Source organism: Streptomyces sp. NPDC051133, from assembly GCF_040682635.1.
Classification (GTDB): domain Bacteria; phylum Actinomycetota; class Actinomycetes; order Streptomycetales; family Streptomycetaceae; genus Streptomyces.
In genome coordinates, this window is record NZ_JBFBBK010000031.1 from 95,018 (window position 1) to 113,827 (window position 18,810).

The following is an 18,810-nucleotide window of genomic DNA, read 5'->3' on the forward strand; positions in this document are numbered from 1 at the left end:
TCCTGACGCAGGTGCGTGGTTCAGACCGTGACGGCCGTGGTGTCGAGCGCGACCACCGGCCGTGGCAGCCGGAACTCCTGGCCGGCCAGGGATTCGTAGAGGCGTACCGGACTCATCTCTCCCGCGAGGGCGCCGTGTTGCGCCTTGGACCGGCGGTAGATCTGCTCGACCAGCGCCGACAGCTCGGTGGAGACGCCCAGGTCACGGCCGAGGTCGACGGCGAGCCCCAGGTCCTTGCAGGCCAGGGCCATGGCGAAGGAGTCGTCGTAGTCACCGTCGGCGAGCACGCACATCAGGTCCCGCTCCAGGAAGTTCGACGCCGCGGGGGACGCGAGCAGGGAGGCACGCAGCACGGCGAGGTCGACGCCCGCCTTCACGCCCATGGCCAGCACCTCGCTGGTGGCGACCAGGTGGCTGAACCACAGCAGGTTGATCATGAGCTTGACGGTGTAACCGGCGCCCAGCGGGCCGACGTGCAGGATGCGCTCGGGCGCGCCCAGCGTCTCGAGGACAGGCAGCGCCCGGCGGAAGTCGGCGTCCGAACCACCCGCGAAGATCTGCAGGGTGCCCGCCTCGGCGCCCCGCGCCATCCCGCTGACCGGCGCGTCCAGCCGGTGTACGCCCCTTGCGTCCAGCACCTCCGTGGCGACCCGCTCGGCCACGGCCGGCGTCGACGTCGACATGTCGATCCACAGGGCGCCCGCGGGCAGCGCCTCGGCGGCCCCGCCGCGCAGCAGCACCGCCTCCACGCTGCGCGGATCGGGCAGCATGGTGATCAGGAACTCGGCCTCGCGGGCGCATTCGGCGGGGGAGTCCGCCCAGCGGGCGCCGAGCGCGAGATGCTCGGCGGCCGCGTCGGGCCGGGTGTCGTGCACGGTGACCAGGTGTCCGGCCCGGAGCAGATGGCGGGCCATGTGCCGCCCCATGTTGCCCAGGCCGATGAAACCGATCCTCATCAAGGGTCCTCGCTGCTCGTCGTAGGGGAAGGAAGGCTCGCCCGCTCAGGCGAGGTCGACCCATGTGGTCTTCAGTGCGGTGTACGCGTCCAGCGCGTGCAGCGACTTGTCGCGGCCCGCGCCGGTCGCCTTGAAGCCGCCGAAGGGCGTGATGACGTCGCTGGCGTCGAAGGTGTTGATCCACACGGTGCCGGCCCGCAGCCGGCGGGCGGTGCGGTGGGCCACGGCCACGTCCCGGGTCCACACGGAGGCGACGAGCCCGAAGTCGCTCTGGTTCGCGAGCCGTACGGCCTCGTCCACGTCGCCGTCGTACGTCACGACGGCGAGCACGGGCCCGAAGATCTCCTCCTGGCCGACGACGGAGGTGTTGTCCACCCCGTCGAGCACGGTCGGTTCGAGATAGCTGCCGCCGCTCCCGATGAGGATCCGGTCGCCGCCGAACAGGACGGTGGCGCCGTCCCGCGTGCCGCGCTCGATGTAGCCGAGGATCTTGGTGAGTTGGGCCTCGTCCACGATCGGGCCCATCACCGTGGCCGGGTCGAGCGGGTCACCGACGCGGAAGGTGTCGGCGGTGATCCGGCGCACGGCGTCCAGGAGCCGGTCCTTCACCGACGCGTGCACGACGACCCGCGAGCCCGCATTGCAGGTCTGTCCCGCGTTGTAGAAGATTCCCCAGGCCACGGCGGAGGCGGCGGACTCGATGTCGGCATCGGCCAGGACGAGTTGGGGCGACTTGCCGCCCGCCTCCACGGCGACCTGCTTGCCGTTGGACTCGCCCGCGTAGACCTGGAAGAGCCGGGCGACCTCGGCCGAGCCGGTGAACGCGATCTTGTCGACGTCCGGGTGCCGGCCGAGTGCCTGGCCGGCGACCTCGCCCCGGCCCGGGACCACGTTCAGCACCCCGTCCGGCAGCCCGGCCTCGGTGGCGAGCGCGGCCAGCCGCAGCGTCGCGAGCGAGGTCTGCTCGGCGGGCTTGAGTACCACGCTGTTGCCGGTGGCGAGCGCCGGTCCGAGCTTCCAACTGGCGATAAGCAGAGCGTAGTTCCACGGCACCACCGCACCGACGACCCCGAGCGGCTCCCGCGTGATCAGGGCGAGCGCGTCACCGGGCGTCGGCGCCACCTCGGCGTACGTCTTGTCGATCGTCTCGGCGTACCAGGCGATCGTCTCCGCCGCCTTGGCCACGTCCACGCGCAGCGACTCCGTGATGGGTTTGCCCATCTCCAGCGTGTCCAGCAGCGCCAGCTCCTCGGCGTCCGCCTCGATCAGCTCCGCCCAGCGCAGCAGGATGCGCTTGCGCACCTTGGGTGCGAGGTCACGCCAGCGGCCGTCCTCGAAGGCGGCCCGGGCGGACCGTACGGCACGGTCGACGTCCTGCGCCGACGCGGCCTGCACCTCGGCCAGCACCGTGCCGTCACGCGGCGAGACGCTCGGGAAGGAGTCGCCGGAGGTGGCCCGCCTGAACGCGCCGTCGATGTAGAGACGGGCGTCGACGGAGAGCTTTTCGGCCGCCGCCCGCCACTCGTCGTACGAGCGGTCCAGCAACTCCTGGAAAACGTGCGTCACTTCACCCTCCAGCGGTCGATCGCGTCCTCATCCAGCTCGACGCCCAGTCCCGGCCTGTCCGGCACCTCCAGGCAGCCGTCGGCGGCCACGCGCACCGGCTCGGCGAGCATGAAGTCGCGGCGTTCAGGGGTCCAGCCGGGCGGGTCGTAGGGGTACTCGAAGTACGGTCCGCCGCCGACGCCCGCCGCCACGTGCAGGTTGGCGAGGACGCCGACGCCGTTGGTCCAGCTGTGCGGGGTGAACTGACGGTGCTTCAGCTGTGCCAGCTCGGCGAGCGTGCGGGCGCGGTGCATGCCGATCGCGAGGACGACGTCCATCTGGTAGACGTCGAGCGCGTCCTGCTCCAGGTAGCGCAGCAGCTCGGGGACCGAGTGGTGCATCTCGCCGGCCGCGATGCGCACCCTCGGGTTCTCGGCGCGCAACCGCTTGAAGCCGTCCAGGTCGGCGTACGGCAGCGGCTCCTCGACCCAGAACACGTCCGATTCGGCGAGGAGCGCGACAATTTTGCGGGTCTTGGTGAGATCGGAGGTGTTCGCGGTGTCGCCCGCCATCCGCCAGGACTGGTTGAGGTCGACCATGATGTCGAAGTCGTCGCCCAGCTCCTCGCGTACGGCCCGAACCGCCGCGATGCCTTCGTCGACGCGATCGCGGTCGATGCGGATCTTCATCGCCCGGAAACCGGCCTCGCGCACCTTCAACGCGATCGCGACCCGCTCCCCGGGGGACTTCAGCTCACCGCTCGAGGCGTACGCGGGCAGCCTCTTCGTCGCGTTGCCGAAGAGTTCGGACACCGGCCGGCCGTGCACCTTGCCGATGACGTCCCACAGCGCGGCCTCCAGCGGCCAGTAGGGGGCGCCGTGAAAGCTGGCCGTCTCGATGGCCCGCACATGCCGGGTGATGTCGAGGGGGTCCTCGCCGACGAACAGGTGCTTGTAGGTGTCGAAGCCGTCCATGAGGTCGCCGGAGCCGATGCCGGTGACCCCCTCGTCGGTGTGCACGCGCACGATCGTGGCGTCGAAGTGACGGCGCGGGACCGGGTCCCAGGCCGCCCGGAACGGCGGGTCGAGTTCGAGGCGCAGCCGGTCGAGCGTGATGTCGGTGATCTTCACCGGGCGAGCACCTCCGGGGACGGCGTGTAGAACGGGTTCGCCGGGCCGCCCTTCGCCGCGTCTAGGACGTCCGCCACCGAGGGTGCGCCCGTCACCGCGGCCCGGACCGCGCCGTGCGCCGCCGCGCGCTGGTTGCGGAAGGAGACGTCGAGGTCGTCGACGCCGGGGTTGACCCAGACGGCCGCGACGATCAGCAGCTCGTCGGCCTCCCCGGCCGGGATCAGGCCGTCCGTGACCGCGTCGAGGACGCCCTGGGCCAGACCTGCCTGGGCGCTGCCCCAGGTGGCCCGCTCGTGCAGCTCGCCCGCGGCGGCTGCCTTGGTGACGAACAGGGTGGCCGGCTTGACCGGCACCGACGGCCGCACGATCGTCAGGAACGGCACATGGCCGGCGCTCGGCGTGGCCAGCGCGGTCGCCCAGGCCGTCTCGACCGGGCCGCCCTTGCGGCCGATCACGACGTTGGTGTGCGCGGCGTTCACGCCGTCGCCGGCGAACGACTCGCCGATCAGCGCGCTCGCGGCGAAAGAATCCGGGGAAGGCATCGGAACTCCAGGACCTTCGAAGGTGGCGGGGTTCGGCGGGCGAACCAGGATGCGATACGGGCCGGAGCGGAACGAACCTCGCCTGCGGCGCGTTCGAGGCGGTTCTCGCGGCCCGATGCGGCGAATCTAGGTCGGGCATCCGGCGCGGGCAAGGCGGTCCCGGGAATCGAAATGGCGGTTGCTCTCCGGACAACTCAGCCACTGACCTGGGGGTTCTCTCCGTCGTGGCGTGCCTAGGATGGCGCCGTGACGGACACCCCCACCACACGCGGGCACGGCATGCGCCGGGACATCGATCTGCTGGAAGCGCTCGCCTCCGACGAGGCACAGCGCACCGGAGGCCTCGGCGTGGTCCGGCTGGCCCACCTCGTCGGCCGCGAGAAGACCCAGATCTCCCGGGCCCTGAAGGCCCTGTCCGTCGAGGGAATCGTCGAACGGGACCCGGACACCCTGGAGTACCGGCTGGGCTGGCGGTTGTTCTCGCTGGTCGCCCGCACCTCCGAGAGCCGGCTGGTCCGCGTCGCCGAGCCGGTCATGCACGCCCTGTCGGCCGACCTGGAGGAGACCAGCCACCTGTGCGTCCTGCACGACCGCGAGGTGCTCACCCTGCTGTCGGTCTCCGGGCACTCCTTCCGCGTGCACGGCTGGGAGGGCCGCGGGGTGCCCGCCTGGCAGCTGTCCGCCGGCCGGGTCCTGCTCGCCGACGCCACCCCGGACGAGTTGTACGTCCGCTTCGGCACGGGAGGCGAGATGCCGGTGCCCGAGCTGTGGTCGCTGGTCCAGGAGGCCAGGCGGCGCGGTTACGCGCGCGTCAGCGAGGAGTTCGAGGCGGACCTGGTCGGCGTGTCCGCGCCGGTACGGGACTTCCGCGGCCGGGTCGTCGCCGCGCTGAACATCTCCGCGCCCAAGGCCCGCCTCGGCGACCGGCTCGACGAGGCCGGGCGGACCACGGCGCGGGCGGCGGCCCGGGTCTCCGCGTCGCTCGGCTGGGAGCCGCGCCCGGCGCCGTCGCCGGGGAGGGCGCCGCGGTGAGACAGAGGGTTGCTCTGACAGCAACCCCCGTTGCGATCAGGCTGAGTGGCCTTGTCGGCCGTGTGACGCGCTCGTAAATTCACCGCGCATCGGACGGAACCCCGTCCGGGACGGAGGAAAAGAGCAGCTCATGAACCTCGCCGGCATCGACACCCTCGCCAAGGCACCGCTCGCCGACGGTGATGTGTTCCTCGGCGGCCGCTGGCTCCCGGCCGCCGACGGTCGGACGTACCCGGTCTACGATCCGGCCACCGGCGAGGCGGTGCGCTGGGTGTCCGACGCCGGCGCCGAGGACGCCCGCGCGGCGCTCGCCGCCGCCTGGGCGGCGGCGGACGGCTGGCGGGCCACCCCGGCCCGGCGCCGTTCGGAGATCCTGCACGACACCTTCCGGCTGATGACCGAGCACCGCGAAACGCTCTCCGACTTGATCGTCCGGGAGAACGGCAAGGCCCGCCGGGACGCGCTCGCCGAGGTCGGCTACGCGGCCGAGTTCTTCCGCTGGTTCGCCGAGGAGGCCGTACGCATCGGCTCCTCCTTCGGCGACGCGCCCGGTGGTGGCTTCCGGCACGTCGTGCGCCGGCACCCGGTGGGCGTCACCGCGTTCGTCACGCCGTGGAACTTCCCGGCCGCCATGGCCACCCGCAAGATCGCACCGGCCCTCGCGGCAGGCTGCCCCGTCCTGCTCAAGCCGGCACCCGAGACCCCGCTCACCGCGCTCGCGGTCGCCGCCCTGCTCACCGCGGCCGGACTGCCCGACGGCGTGGTGAACGTCCTGCCCACCGACCGCGCCCCGCAGGTCGTCTCCCCGTGGCTCGGCGACGAACGGGTCCGCAAGTTCTCCTTCACCGGCTCCACCGCCACCGGCAGGCTGCTGCTGCAGCAGGCCGCCCGGAACGTCGTCAACGTGACCATGGAACTGGGCGGCAACGCACCCTTCGTCGTCTGCGCGGACGCCGACGTCGACGCCGCCGTGCGCGGCGCCATGGACGCCAAGATGCGCGGCGGCGGCGAGGTCTGCATCGCCGCCAACCGGTTCTACGTCCACGAAGCCGTCGCCGCCGAGTTCACCGAGAAGTTCGGCGCCGCCATGGCCGCCGTGCGCACCGGCCCCGGCCACGAGGACGGCGTCACCCTCGGCCCCCTGATCAACCGCGCCGCGGTCGGCCGGATCCGCGGGCTCGTGGACGACGCCCTGGACCGCGGCGCCCGGATCGCCGCGTGCGGCACGGTCCCCCCGGGCCCCGGCTTCTACCACCCCGCGACGGTCCTCACCGACGTGCCCGACGACGCCCACGTGTTCCACGAGGAGGTCTTCGGCCCCGTCGCCCCGCTCACCACCTTCACCGACGAGGACGAGATGGTGGCCCGGGGCAACGCCACCGTCCACGGTCTCGCCGCTTACGTCTACACCCGCGATGTCGGCCGCGGCCTGCGCCTGGCCGAGCGCCTGGAGGCCGGCATGGTCGGCCTCAACCGGGGCCTGCTGTCCGACCCGGCCGCCCCCTTCGGCGGCGTCAAACAGTCCGGCCTCGGCCGGGAAGGCGGCCGCGAGGGCATCGAAGCGTTCCTGGAGACGCAGTACATCGCCCTGGACTGGCCCACCTCCTAATGACGTTGTCAAGCCGCCGTTGTGACCGGGAGTCCGTCTTGATAGCACCGACCGTCACGAATCAGGGCCCACAGGACGTTCAGGCGTCGACGGGCCAGGGCGAGGACAGCCTGGATGTATCGCTTGCCTTCGGCGCGCTTGCGCTCGTAGAAGCGCCGCGAGGCATCGCAGTGGCGGATGCTGATCAGCGCAGAGGTGTAGAAGACGCGTTGGAGGCCGCGGTGGTAGCGACGTGGCCGGTGCAGGTTGCCGTTGATGCTGCCCGAGTCCCGGGGAGTCGGAGCGACGCCGGCCATGCTGGCCAGCCGGTCGGCGGAGCCGTAGCGGCTCATGTCGCCGGCGGTCGCGGCGAGGAACTCGGCGCCCATCAACGGGCCGATGCTGGGCATGCTCTCGATCACTTCGGCGAGTTCGTGCTCGCGAAACCGGGCCGCAATGAGCTTGTCGATCTCGGCGAGCTGCTCGTTGAGGCCCATCACCTCCTTCGCCAGGGTGTGGATGACCTGCGCGGTGATCTTCTCCCCGGGAAGCGCGGTCTGCTGCCGGTCTGCTGCCGAGGCAGCGGCTTCGGCCAGGGCCTCAGCCCCGCGGACCTGGCGGTTCCTGAGCCAGGTCTCCAGCCGTTTGCGGCCGGTCCGGCGGAGAGCTGCGGGTGTCTGGTAGCCGGTCAGCAGGAGCAGCGGGCCGACGTTGCCCAGATCGAGTACTCGTTCCAGGGCGGGGAAGATGCTGGTCAGTTGGCCGCGCAGCCGGTTGATCCGCCGGGTACGATCGGCGTTGATGTCGGCTCGGCGGCCGGTGAGGACGCGCAGTTCAACGGCGTGTTCACCGTCGGGCCGCAGCGTGGTCAGGTCCCGGCGCATGCGAGCATGGTCGGCGATGACGGTGGCGTCCTTGGCATCGGTCTTGCCAGTGCCTCGGTAGCCGGCGGCGGCTCGGTTGACCGCGAGGCCGGGTATGCAGACGAGCTGCTGGCCATGGTTGAGAAGGATGTTGATCCACAAGGCTGCCATGCCGTCAGCGACGTCGACCGCCCAGAGCACGTCCTCGTCGATGGCCGTCACGTCGGCGAAGAGGGCCAGGAGCTCCGGTTCATCGTTGAGCACCCGCCGCGACAGCAGCCGTTTGCCGTCGGCGTCGAGCACCACACAGTGGTGGTGGGTCTTGCCGATGTCCGTCCCCGCCCAGATCAGGGCCACCTGTTCCTCCGGTCGTTCGAGATGCGCTGTTCGTCCGGACGACCTCGCCAGCGTGGTCCTACTCAGCGATGCACCCGCAGGGGCTCGCAGCTCCTAATCAGCGGCCGAGTCGTCGTGAGACGCCGGGTGGCCAGGTGGACTGAACCATCTTGTGCAACCGACTGAAAGCCATACCCAGCGTCTCTGGATCTCAGGACCTTACGACGGCCCGTCCAACCCACGAACAACGTAGGACCGACTGATCCCTCCCGCGCCCCCTCCTCACGCCAAGGACCGATCATGGCAATGACGCCTGCTACCGAACACCAGTTCGATACACCCGAGGTCTCCTCGTCCCCCGAACTGCTGCGCGAACGCCGCCGCCTGCACACCAAGCTCAAGCTCGCCACCCAGATCGGCGAGGGCATCGACGGCTACATCATCGGCGGCATCGGCATGGCGATGACCGCCCTCACCGCCGATCTGCACCTGTCCACCGTGATGGAGGGCCTGGTCGGCGCCTCCCCGCTGATCGGCATCTTCGTCGGCGGCCCGGTCTTCGGCTGGCTCGCCGACCGCTACGGCAGGCGCCCGGTCTTCCTCGTGGACATGCTGATCTTCCTGATCGGCTCGGTCCTGCAGTTCTTCGTCACCGACGGGCTCCAGCTCTTCCTCATCCGCCTGGTGATGGGCATCGCCATCGGCGGCGAGTACGCCATCGGCGCCCCGCTGCTGTCCGAGTACGCCCCGCGCAAGGGCCGCGGCCGGCTGCTGGCCAGCCTGGAGATCAGCTGGTACGTCGGCTACGCCCTCGCCACCGTCGTCGGCGCCGCCTTCCAGGACGTGCACGGCGGCTGGCGCTGGACCCTGGCCAGCAGCGCCGTCATCGCGGTCGTGTGCGTCGCCCTGCGCGGCGGCATCCCCGAGTCGGCGCGCTGGCTGCTGAGCAAGGGCCGCCGCGAGGAGGCCGACGCCCTCATTCACCGGTACGGCATCGAGATCGACGTCACCGCCGAACTCGGTGAGAGGGCTCAGCTCGAACGCCAGGGGTTCCTGGCCCTGTTCAGCCGCGAGCACCTGCGCAGCACGGTCTTCGCGAGCGTGTTCTGGGCCGCGCTGGTGCTGCCGTACTTCTCCATCGGCACCTTCTGGACCCAGGTCTTCGACGCCCTGGACATGGGCGACAACGCGGTCGCCGCGCTGCTCGTCTACTCCTTCACCGCCGTCGCCGGCGTCACCGTCGGCTGTCTGGTGGTGGACCGCATCGGCCGGCGCAGGCTGCTCATCCCACCGTTCTGGATCACGGCCGCCTGCCTGGCCCTGGTCGCGGTGTGGCCGACGTCGACACCGGTCATCGTCGGCGGCTTCCTGTTCTTCATCTTCCTCAACGCCGCCTCCAGCGCTCTCACCGCCGTCTACCCGCTGGAGGTGTTCCCGACCTCGCTGCGCGCCACCGGCGTCGGCTTCGCCACCGCGATGAGCCGGGTAGGGGCCGCCGTCGGCACCTTCCTGCTCCCGATGGGCCTGGACCGCTACGGTGTTCGCTTCGTCCTCCTCGTCGGCGCCGCCGTCCTGGCCGTCGGCGCCCTCGTCTCCCAGTTCCTGGCCCCCGAGACCACGGACCTGGACCTGGCGAAGGCGGCCCGCACGGCCCGTGAACCGGGAGAGTGAGGCCTCACGCCGGGACGCTTCCTCCCGCGGTCCGACCGGCTCCTCCGCCGTGCGGCGGAGCCGGTTCGGCGCGCCGGGCGATCCGCCGGACCGGCGGCCCCTGCGATCTTCGGTACCGGACGGGCCCGCCGGGCCCCAGGACCGAGGACCCCACATGGACGCGCTGCCGCCCGGAACCGCCACCCGCCCCGGCCGCCTCGGGGCCGCCTGGCGGGTGGCGCACGAACCCGTCGAGGGCGTCTCCCGGCGCGCACGGCTGATCGCCTGCGCCGTGCCCCTGTGCGTGCTGCCGTCGAGCCTGTGGCGGCTGCCGATCGTCTTCCTGCCGGGCACCGGGGCCGGTGAACGGGTTTACGTGCTCTGCCTGTCGGTCCTCTCCGAGGTCCTCGCGTTCACCGCGTTCGGCCTGATCGCCCGCTGGGGCGAGGTGGTCCCGGGCTGGGTGCCGTACCTGCGCGGCCGGCGCGTCCCGGTGAGCGCGGCGGCGGTCCCGGCGGCCCTCGGAGCCACCGCCCTGACCCTGCTGTGGACGGTGGTGACCTTCCTCACCGAGGTCATGGGCCGGACGATCACGGGCGAACGCCTGCCCGCCGACTTCCCCACCCGCGTGGGCGGCTGGCAGGCCCTGTCCCTGTACGTCTGCTACTCGCCCCTCCTCCTGTGGGGCCCCCTGCTCGGAGCGCTGACCGTCGCCTACACGCGCCGCCGCACCGCCCGCGCCGGGCTCAGCGGTTGACGGTGCGCATCCCCGCCTCGTCGTACCGCTCGCCCGCCGCCGAAGGCAGCTCCGCGTCGATGCGGGCCAGGTCCTCCTCGGTCAGCTCGATGCCCACCGCCCCGGCGTTCTGCTCCAGGTAGGTGCGGCGCTTGGTGCCCGGGATCGGCACCAGGTCCTCGCCCTGGGCCAGCACCCAGGCGATCGCCAGCTGGGCCGGGGTCACGTCCTTCTCGGCGGCGATCTCCTTCACCTTGGCCGCCAGCCGCAGGTTGGCCTCCAGGTTGGCGTCGGTGAACCGCGGGTTGTTGCGCCGGAAGTCGTTCTCGTCCAGCTCGTCCGGCGAGGTGAAGCGGCCGGCGAGGAAGCCACGCCCGAGAGGGGAGTACGGCACGAAGCCGATGCCCAGCTCCCGGCAGGCGGGCAGCACCTCGGCCTCGACGTCTCGCGTCCACAGCGAGTACTCGCTCTGGACGGCGGTGACCGGGTGCACGGCGTGTGCCCGCCGGATCGTCTCCGCGCTCGCCTCGCTCAGCCCGATGTGCCGCACCTTGCCCTCGGCGACCAGCTCGCCGAGCGCGCCGACCGTCTCCTCGATGGGCACGTCCGGGTCGACCCGGTGCTGGTAGTACAGGTCGATGCGGTCGGTGCCGAGCCGCTCGAGCGAGCCGTGGACGGAGCTGCGGACGTGCTCGGCGGAACCGTCCTGCCGGCCGACCGTGCTCATGTCGCCGGGAACGGCGTCGTCCATCCGGTAGTTGAACTTCGTCGCGATCACGTACTCGTCGCGATGTCCCCGTATCGCCTCGCCGACCAGCGACTCGTTGGTGAGCGGGCCGTACACCTGCGCGGTGTCCAGGAAGGTGACACCGAGGTCGAGGGCCCGCCGGATCGTCGCGATGCCCTCGTCCCGGTCGGCGGAGCCGTAGAAGGCGGACATGCCCATGCATCCGAGGCCGATGGCCGACACCTGGAGATCCCGCAGACTGCGCTTCTGCATGAGGGGTCCTTTCCCGCAGACTCGATCGTCGTTCCGTACGGCACGAGGGCCTTCCCCTCCATCTAGCGACGGATTCCGGCCCCCGGCATCCTGTGCCGTCAGGCCCGGCGCGGGCCCCTACGCCCCGTACGTCCGCGACGCTATGGGCTGGAGCGCGCTCGAAGTCAAGCCGCGCACGGTACGCAGCGGCGACAGGACGTTGGGCAGAAAGCTCAGCGTCATACCGGCCGCACCGATCCACAGGGTGCCCCTCGCTCCGAACGCGCAGCCCGCGGCTCCGCCCAGCAGGCCGCCGACGGGGATGCCGCCCCAGGACACGAAGCGAGCGGTCGCGCTCACCCGGCCCAGCAGCCGGTCCGGTGTCAGGGCCTGCTGGAAGCTCGACTGGGCCACCACGCGGACGACCCCGCCCAGGGAGAGAGCCGACAGCCCGATCGCGGCCACGTACACGCTCCACCCCGGCCGCGCCAACGGCATGAGAACGGTCGCCGGGCAGGTGACCAGCGTCGCGAGCCAGATCACCGGACCCTGCCCGACCCGCTTCGAGATCCTGGTCGCCGTCAGTGCGCCGAGCAGGGCGCCGCACCCCATCCCCGACAGGACGAGACCGATGCCGAAGGGCCGCAGACCCGCCTCCCGCTCCAGGAAGACCAGCAGCATGGTCTGGTACACGACCAGGAAGAGGTTGAAGATCGCGTCCCCCAGCATGATGGCGCGCAGGGCGGGTTGGTCGAGGACGAACCTCAGTCCCTCCCTGATCTCCCGCACCAGCCGGGGACGTTCACTCGGTTCCGGCGTCTGCTCACGTCCGCGGATCGTGAGGGCGAGCAGCCCCGACAGAGCCATCCCCGCCGAACTCACCAGGAGCGTGGCCGGGGCGCCGACCAGGCCGACCAGCGGCCCCGCCACCGTCGGTCCGCCGATGCCGGTCACGGAACGGATCGCCGAGAGCTTCGCGTTCCCCTCCACGAGGCTGCCGCGGCCCACCAGGTGCGGGAGGAGGCTGACGTAGGCGACGTCGAAGAACACCGTCAGCACTCCGTGCACCAGGGCGACCGTGTAGAGCCACCCGATGGTGAGCAGGCCGGCCCACCACGCGACCGGGACCGTCAGGAGGACCAGCGCGCGCAGGAGATCGGTGCCGATCATCACCCGTCGCTTCCGCACGCGGTCCACCCACGCACCCGCCGGCAGCCCGACCAGGAGCGAGCCGGCCGTGGTCGTCGCGGCCAGCAGCCCGACCTGGAACTCGTCGGCACGCAACGCCGCGATGGCGACCAGGGGCAGGGCCAGGAAGAGGACGCGGTCGCCCAGCTGCCCGAGCGCGGTGGCGGCGAACAGGCGCCCGAAGTCCCGGTCTCCCAGGAGACCGAGCCGGGAGGATTTCGACATGGGTGTCTCCTGCTTTCGGGAGGGGGAAGCCGCTCTGCTCGTCTCCGCCGCTACGGACGGTCGACTCCGAACTCGTAGACCACTTCACGGCGCACGTCCGGAACGACCATGTCGGCGGTCTCCACCGGGCGTCCGCCGGTGTCGTAGATGGTCCGCTCGATCTGGAGCACGAGATCCCCGACGCCGATCCCCAGCAGGTTCGCCTGTGCCTGCGTGGCACGGGCCGGGCGCGGCACCTCGACCACGGTCGAGACGACCACGCCGATCGAGCGCATGCGCTCGACCACCCCCTTTCCCGCCAGGGGCCCCATCTCGGGCAGCATGACCGGGGTGCCCTCCGTGAGGGCCATCGGCTCCCAGGACTCCGAGAGCTGCACGGGCTGCCTTTCGGCCAGGAACTCGTAATGCGTGGTGACGCAGAGGTCTCCGGGGCCGATCCCGAGCCGCTCGGCGATTCCTTCGGGGGCGGGGACGCGTACCCGGCTGTGTGCGTCCCAGGCGTCGGCCCGGCCCCGCTCTCCCGTCCGGGAGCAGGGGGAGGGGCCGCACGTGCGGTCGCGGTGCCGCGAGCGGACCAGCCGCAGGCGCTCGCGCGGGACGCGGACGTAGGTGCCGGAGCCGGCCCGCCCGTCGACGAGACCATCGCTGATCAGGCGGTCCATGGCCCGCTGCACGACGTTGCGCCCGACCCCGTACTCCTCGGCGAGCCGCGCCCGGGACGGCAGGCGCGCACCGGTCTCCCACTCTCCCGCGAGAATCCGCGCGCGCAGCACGTCGGCGACGGCGAGGTACGGCGCCTCTCGGGCCATGGGTGATCCTCCGGTGGTTTCTCTGCGTCAGCCGGCCCTTCTCAAGGGGGCGTTGGCAAGCTACTGCACCGGGTGAAAGCTGCTGGAGCAGAAATACGCTCGGCGTTCGCGCTCCGACGACAAGGGGCGGACGGGGCGGGCGGTTCCACGGGTTCGTGATCAAAAAGAACGGAACGGCGCCCGTTCCATGAACTGGACAGTCATATCCGCGCGTTGGCCGTGAACCGGACCGCTCGGTCACTCACCACTCGGCCGCTCCGGGCCGTGCACTGCGCCGCGCTGGTCGACACGCCTGTACCGGAGGACGGATCCGGGGGCGCGGAGGTTGCCTTCCTCGCCCGTGTTCGCGGTGCCGCGGCCCTGTGGGTCTTCCCACAGCCCGGCGCGTCCGCGGCGGATCTTGACGACCGCTTCCCGGCTCGCTGAACTGTCACCGAACGGGCCTCACCGTCACGGAAGGCCCACAACGGGACAACGCCTCATGCGGCCGGACCGCCGCGGCGGGGCGAAGGGGGCGATGGTGATGACGGGGGAGCCGAAGGCGACGGGCTGCCGTGCCTCATGACCGCTGAGCGGCGCACCGAGGAGCTCCGCCCGCTGCTCGCAGCGTCCGCCCGGTGCGCCGGGCGGACGCTGCGCGGCGAGTGGTACGCCATCGTCGTCGACCCGGTGCGGTGCCTCGCCCGGCGCGGGCTGTCCGGGCTGTCACTGGCCTTCGTCGCCGCCTTCGGTGTCGTCTTCTGCCACGACATCGCCCAGCATCCGCTCGGCGCGGCGTGGGTACGCGCGCTCGGCGGGGTCAAGGCCGACCAGCCGCTGTGGCTCTCCCTGCTGCGCACCCCGGTGTCGCTGTACGTCCCGGCGCTCGACCTGCCGGTGTGGGCGGGCATCACCCAGCTGTTCCTCGCCTTCGCCTGGGCCGAGCTCGTCCTGGGCCGCGCCCGGACCCTGGCGATCGCCTACGCCACGACCCTGGCCGGCACCCTGCTCGCCCGGGTGATGATCGCGCTGGGCCCCGGCCGGTGGGGGCTGGGTCTGCCGCCCGAGTGCGGGCAACTGCTCGACACCGGACCGTCCGCGGCCGTGGTCGGACTGTTCACCTATCTCGCGGTGATCAAGCGCGCGCCGGTGGTGTTCACGCTGACGGGCGGCTCGATGGTGTGGGAGTCCGTCGCCGTCCCCAACCTGGCCGGCCGCGAGCACCTGATCGCGGTGGGAACGGCGATCGTCCTCGGCCTGCTGCACGGCCGCCGCGAGCGGGTGCGGGCCGTCGTACTCTCCCTGACGCCCGCCCGGGTCACCGGGCCCGCCCCGGCCGGGACACCGCCGCTTCCCGCGCCCGCGCACCCCGCCCGTCCTGCGCCCCAGCCCCGTGCGCCCGCGCGCACATACCCCGTCCCCGCGCTCCCCGCCCCAGCGCTCCGTGTGCCCGCACACCCCGAGGCCGCGCACTCCGCCTCCCCGCACCCCGCGTCCGCCCGGCCCGGCACCACGCGCCCCCGCACCGGTCCCGCCCCCGCGACCCCCGAGCGTCCCGAGAGCGCCGCGACGACCTGCCTGGACCGCCGGCCGCCGGCCTCCCCCGACCCCTGAGAATGCCCTCGGCCGAGCCGCGTACTCCTGTGGCGCGGCCCACTCCGGCGATGTGATGGTTTTCGCACGTCGACACGTTCGGGCACCCCCTAGGGTTGCCGCGAGGTACGGCAGGGGCGTGGCTGACACCATGGTGTTCGACGCCGGCAGGCAGCTGAAGGGAATCCAGGATGTTCCGCAAGGTGCTGGTCGCCAACCGTGGAGAGATCGCGATCCGCGCGTTCCGGGCGGGCTACGAACTCGGTGCGCGCACCGTCGCCGTGTTCCCGCACGAGGACCGCAATTCGCTGCACCGGCTCAAGGCCGACGAGGCGTACGAGATCGGGGAGCCGGGGCACCCGGTGCGGGCCTATCTCTCCGTCGAGGAGATCGTGGCCGCCGCCCGCCGGGCCGGCGCCGACGCCGTCTATCCGGGTTACGGCTTCCTGTCCGAGAACCCGGAGCTGGCCCGCGCCTGCGAGGAGGCGGGCATCACCTTCGTCGGCCCGAGCACGGCCACCCTGGAGCTGACCGGCAACAAGGCCCGCGCGGTCGCCGCCGCCCGCGCGGCCGGCGTGCCCGTGCTCGGCTCCTCCCAGCCCTCCACCGACGTGGACGAACTGGTCCGCGCCGCGGACGAGATCGGCTTCCCCGTCTTCGTCAAGGCGGTCGCGGGCGGCGGCGGCCGCGGCATGCGCCGCGTCGAGGAACCCGGCCAGCTGCGCGAGTCCATCGAGGCCGCGTCCCGCGAGGCCGACGCCGCGTTCGGCGACCCGACCGTCTTCCTGGAGAAGGCCGTCGTCGACCCGCGCCACATCGAGGTGCAGATCCTCGCCGACGGCGAGGGCAACGTCATCCACCTGTACGAGCGCGACTGCTCGCTCCAGCGCCGCCACCAGAAGGTCATCGAACTGGCCCCCGCGCCCAACCTCGACCCCGAGGTGCGCGCGCGGATCTGCGACGACGCCGTGCGCTTCGCCCGTGAGATCGGCTACCGCAACGCCGGCACCGTCGAGTTCCTCCTCGACCCCGAAGGCAACCACGTCTTCATCGAGATGAACCCGCGCATCCAGGTCGAGCACACCGTGACCGAGGAGGTCACCGACGTCGACCTGGTCCAGGCCCAGCTCAGGATCGCCGCCGGCGAGACCCTCGCCGACCTCGGCCTCGCCCAGGACACCATCACGCTGCGCGGCGCCGCCCTGCAGTGCCGTATCACCACCGAGGACCCGGCCAACGGCTTCCGCCCGGACACCGGCCGGATCAGCGCCTACCGCTCGCCGGGCGGTTCCGGCATCCGGCTGGACGGCGGCACCACCCACGCCGGTACGGAGATCAGCGCGCACTTCGACTCGATGCTGGTCAAACTGACCTGCCGGGGCCGGGACTTCAAGGCGGCCGTGGGCCGTGCCCGGCGTGCCGTGGCCGAGTTCCGCATCCGCGGCGTGGCCACCAACATCCCGTTCCTCCAGGCCGTCCTGGACGACCCCGACTTCCAGGCGGGCCGGGTCACCACCTCCTTCATCGAGCAGCGCCCGCACCTGCTCACCGCCCGCCACTCCGCCGACCGCGGCACCAAGCTGCTGACCTTCCTCGCCGACGTGACGGTCAACAAGCCGCACGGCGAACGCCCCGACCTGTTCGACCCGGTCACCAAGCTGCCGGCGCTGCCCGCCGGTGAGCCGCCCGCCGGCTCGCGCCAGCGGCTGGTCGAGCTCGGCCCCGACGGCTTCGCCCGGCACCTGCGCGAGTCGCCGACCCTCGGCGTCACCGACACCACCTTCCGCGACGCCCACCAGTCCCTGCTCGCCACCCGGGTGCGCACGAAGGACCTGCTGGCCGTCGCGCCGGTCGTCGCCCGCACGCTGCCCGAACTGCTGTCCCTGGAGTGCTGGGGCGGCGCCACCTACGACGTGGCGCTGCGCTTCCTCGCCGAGGACCCCTGGGAGCGGCTGGCCGCCCTGCGCGAGGCCGTGCCCAACATCTGTCTGCAGATGCTGCTGCGCGGCCGCAACACCGTCGGCTACACCCCGTACCCGACCGAGGTGACCGACGCCTTCGTCCAGGAGGCCGCCGCCACCGGCATCGACATCTTCCGCATCTTCGACGCCCTCAACGACGTCGGCCAGATGCGCCCCGCCATCGACGCCGTACGCGAGACCGGCACGGCGATCGCCGAGGTCGCCCTCTGCTACACCGCCGACCTGGGCGACCCCGCCGAGCGGCTCTACACCCTCGACTACTACCTGCGCCTGGCCGAGCAGATCGTCGACGCGGGCGCGCACGTCCTCGCGATCAAGGACATGGCCGGCCTGCTGCGCGCCCCGGCCGCGGCCAAGCTGGTCTCGGCGCTGCGCCGCGAGTTCGACCTGCCCGTGCACCTGCACACGCACGACACGGCGGGCGGTCAGCTGGCCACCTACCTGGCCGCGATCCAGGCGGGTGCCGACGCCGTGGACGGCGCGGTGGCCTCCATGGCCGGTACGACCTCGCAGCCGTCGCTGTCGGCGCTGGTCGCCGCCACCGACCACTCCGAGCGCCCCACCGGCCTCGACCTGCAGGCCGTCGGCGACCTGGAGCCGTACTGGGAGGGCGTCCGGAAGATCTACGCCCCGTTCGAGGCGGGCCTCGCCTCCCCGACCGGCCGGGTCTACCACCACGAGATCCCCGGCGGCCAGCTGTCCAACCTGCGCACGCAGGCCGTCGCCCTCGGCCTCGGCGACCGCTTCGAGGACATCGAGGCGATGTACGCCGCCGCCGACCGCATCCTCGGCCGCCTGGTCAAGGTCACCCCGTCGTCCAAGGTGGTCGGCGACCTCGCCCTGCACCTGGTCGGCGCAGGGGTCTCCCCGGACGCCTTCGAGGCGACCCCGGACAAGTTCGACATCCCCGACTCGGTGATCGGCTTCCTCCGCGGCGAGCTGGGCACGCCGCCCGGCGGCTGGCCCGAGCCGTTCCGGACGAAGGCGCTGCAGGGCCGCGGCGAGCCCAAGCCCGAACCCGAGCTGTCCGCCGAGGACCGCGAGGGGCTGGCAAAGGAGCGCCGGACGACCCTGAACCGGCTGCTGTTCCCCGGCCCGACCCGCGAGTTCGACACGCACCGCCAGGCCTTCGGCGACACCAGCGTGCTGGACAGCAAGGCGTTCTTCTACGGCCTGCGCCCGGGCAAGGAGTACGCCGTCGACCTGGACCGCGGGGTCCGGCTGCTGATCGAGCTGCAGGCGGTCGGCGAGGCCGACGAGCGCGGCATGCGCACCGTGATGTCCTCGCTCAACGGCCAGCTGCGCCCGATCCAGGTGCGCGACCGCGCCGCGGCCTCGGACGTGCCGGTGACGGAGAAGGCCGACCGCGCCAACCCGGGGCATGTGGCGGCGCCGTTCGCCGGTGTGGTCACGCTCGCGGTCACCGAGGGCGACGAGGTGGCGGCCGGTGCCACGATCGCCACCATCGAGGCGATGAAGATGGAGGCGACGATCACCGCGCCCAAGGCGGGCAAGGTCTCGCGCCTCGCCATCAACCGGATCCAGCAGGTGGAGGGCGGCGACCTGCTGGCCGAGATCGGCTGAGCGGTGATCGGCTGAGCGGGCGCACCGGCGGCGGCGAGATGGCCGCCCGGCTGGTGCTGGGATGACCATGGTGCGGACACCTCCGCCGCCCCT

The 18,810-nt window shown here is 72.1% G+C and carries 14 protein-coding genes; 6 read left to right on the top strand and 8 right to left on the bottom strand.

The window, feature by feature from the left end; genetic code table 11:
• Positions 1 to 20 precede the first annotated feature (20 nt).
• From AB0N17_RS28875 to fae, 4 genes are read right to left on the bottom strand one after another with little or no spacing between them, the layout of a single operon-like run.
• Positions 21 to 956, bottom strand: coding sequence for an NAD(P)-dependent oxidoreductase (locus tag AB0N17_RS28875; protein WP_366014455.1), 936 nt, complete (start codon positions 954 to 956; stop codon positions 21 to 23).
• 45 nt (positions 957 to 1,001) lie between these two features.
• A complete protein-coding gene (locus tag AB0N17_RS28880) occupies positions 1,002 to 2,522 on the bottom strand; it encodes an aldehyde dehydrogenase (protein ID WP_366014456.1) in 1,521 nt (506 codons plus the stop codon).
• Complete coding sequence (locus tag AB0N17_RS28885; protein WP_366014457.1) at positions 2,519 to 3,631, bottom strand: mandelate racemase/muconate lactonizing enzyme family protein; 1,113 nt, start codon at positions 3,629 to 3,631, stop codon at positions 2,519 to 2,521. The genes AB0N17_RS28880 and AB0N17_RS28885 overlap by 4 nt, the downstream gene beginning before the upstream one ends.
• Positions 3,628 to 4,173: a formaldehyde-activating enzyme gene (gene fae, locus AB0N17_RS28890; protein WP_366014458.1), complete on the bottom strand. Its 546-nt coding sequence runs from the start codon at positions 4,171 to 4,173 to the stop codon at positions 3,628 to 3,630. The genes AB0N17_RS28885 and fae overlap by 4 nt, the downstream gene beginning before the upstream one ends.
• 246 nt (positions 4,174 to 4,419) lie before the next feature.
• Here fae and AB0N17_RS28895 point away from each other — a divergent pair, with 246 nt between their 5' ends.
• On the top strand, positions 4,420 to 5,205 hold the full coding sequence (locus AB0N17_RS28895; RefSeq protein WP_366014459.1) for an IclR family transcriptional regulator: 786 nt from the start codon (positions 4,420 to 4,422) through the stop codon (positions 5,203 to 5,205).
• 130 nt (positions 5,206 to 5,335) lie between these two features.
• A complete protein-coding gene (locus AB0N17_RS28900) occupies positions 5,336 to 6,814 on the top strand; it encodes an NAD-dependent succinate-semialdehyde dehydrogenase (RefSeq protein WP_366014460.1) in 1,479 nt (492 codons plus the stop codon).
• A gap of 8 nt (positions 6,815 to 6,822) precedes the next feature.
• Here the strand turns inward: AB0N17_RS28900 and AB0N17_RS28905 are convergent, their stop codons facing one another.
• Positions 6,823 to 8,013, bottom strand: coding sequence for an IS110 family transposase (locus tag AB0N17_RS28905; protein ID WP_366014461.1), 1,191 nt, complete (start codon positions 8,011 to 8,013; stop codon positions 6,823 to 6,825).
• Between the two features lie 279 nt (positions 8,014 to 8,292).
• Here AB0N17_RS28905 and AB0N17_RS28910 point away from each other — a divergent pair, with 279 nt between their 5' ends.
• A complete protein-coding gene (locus AB0N17_RS28910; protein ID WP_366014462.1) occupies positions 8,293 to 9,663 on the top strand; it encodes an MFS transporter in 1,371 nt (456 codons plus the stop codon).
• A 154-nt stretch (positions 9,664 to 9,817) separates the two neighbouring features.
• Entirely contained in the window at positions 9,818 to 10,399 is a 582-nt protein-coding gene (locus AB0N17_RS28915; protein WP_366014463.1) for a hypothetical protein, read from the top strand.
• On the opposite strand, the gene AB0N17_RS28920 is transcribed toward AB0N17_RS28915, so the two are convergent.
• The 3 genes from AB0N17_RS28920 to AB0N17_RS28930 form a co-directional block, all read right to left on the bottom strand.
• Positions 10,389 to 11,378, bottom strand: coding sequence for an aldo/keto reductase (locus tag AB0N17_RS28920; protein ID WP_366014464.1), 990 nt, complete (start codon positions 11,376 to 11,378; stop codon positions 10,389 to 10,391). The genes AB0N17_RS28915 and AB0N17_RS28920 overlap by 11 nt on opposite strands.
• A gap of 117 nt (positions 11,379 to 11,495) precedes the next feature.
• Positions 11,496 to 12,770 carry an MFS transporter gene (locus AB0N17_RS28925; protein ID WP_366014465.1) on the bottom strand — a complete coding sequence of 425 codons (1,275 nt, stop codon included), beginning with the start codon at positions 12,768 to 12,770 and terminating at the stop codon, positions 11,496 to 11,498.
• A 50-nt stretch (positions 12,771 to 12,820) separates the two neighbouring features.
• A complete protein-coding gene (locus AB0N17_RS28930) occupies positions 12,821 to 13,579 on the bottom strand; it encodes a GntR family transcriptional regulator (RefSeq protein WP_366014466.1) in 759 nt (252 codons plus the stop codon).
• Positions 13,580 to 14,140: 561 nt separating this feature from the next.
• Between AB0N17_RS28930 and AB0N17_RS28935 the strand changes: the two genes are divergently transcribed.
• Positions 14,141 to 15,172 carry a hypothetical protein gene (locus tag AB0N17_RS28935; RefSeq protein ID WP_366014467.1) on the top strand — a complete coding sequence of 344 codons (1,032 nt, stop codon included), beginning with the start codon at positions 14,141 to 14,143 and terminating at the stop codon, positions 15,170 to 15,172.
• 170 nt (positions 15,173 to 15,342) lie between these two features.
• Positions 15,343 to 18,717, top strand: coding sequence for a pyruvate carboxylase (locus AB0N17_RS28940; RefSeq protein ID WP_366014468.1), 3,375 nt, complete (start codon positions 15,343 to 15,345; stop codon positions 18,715 to 18,717).
• Positions 18,718 to 18,810: the final 93 nt, after the last annotated feature.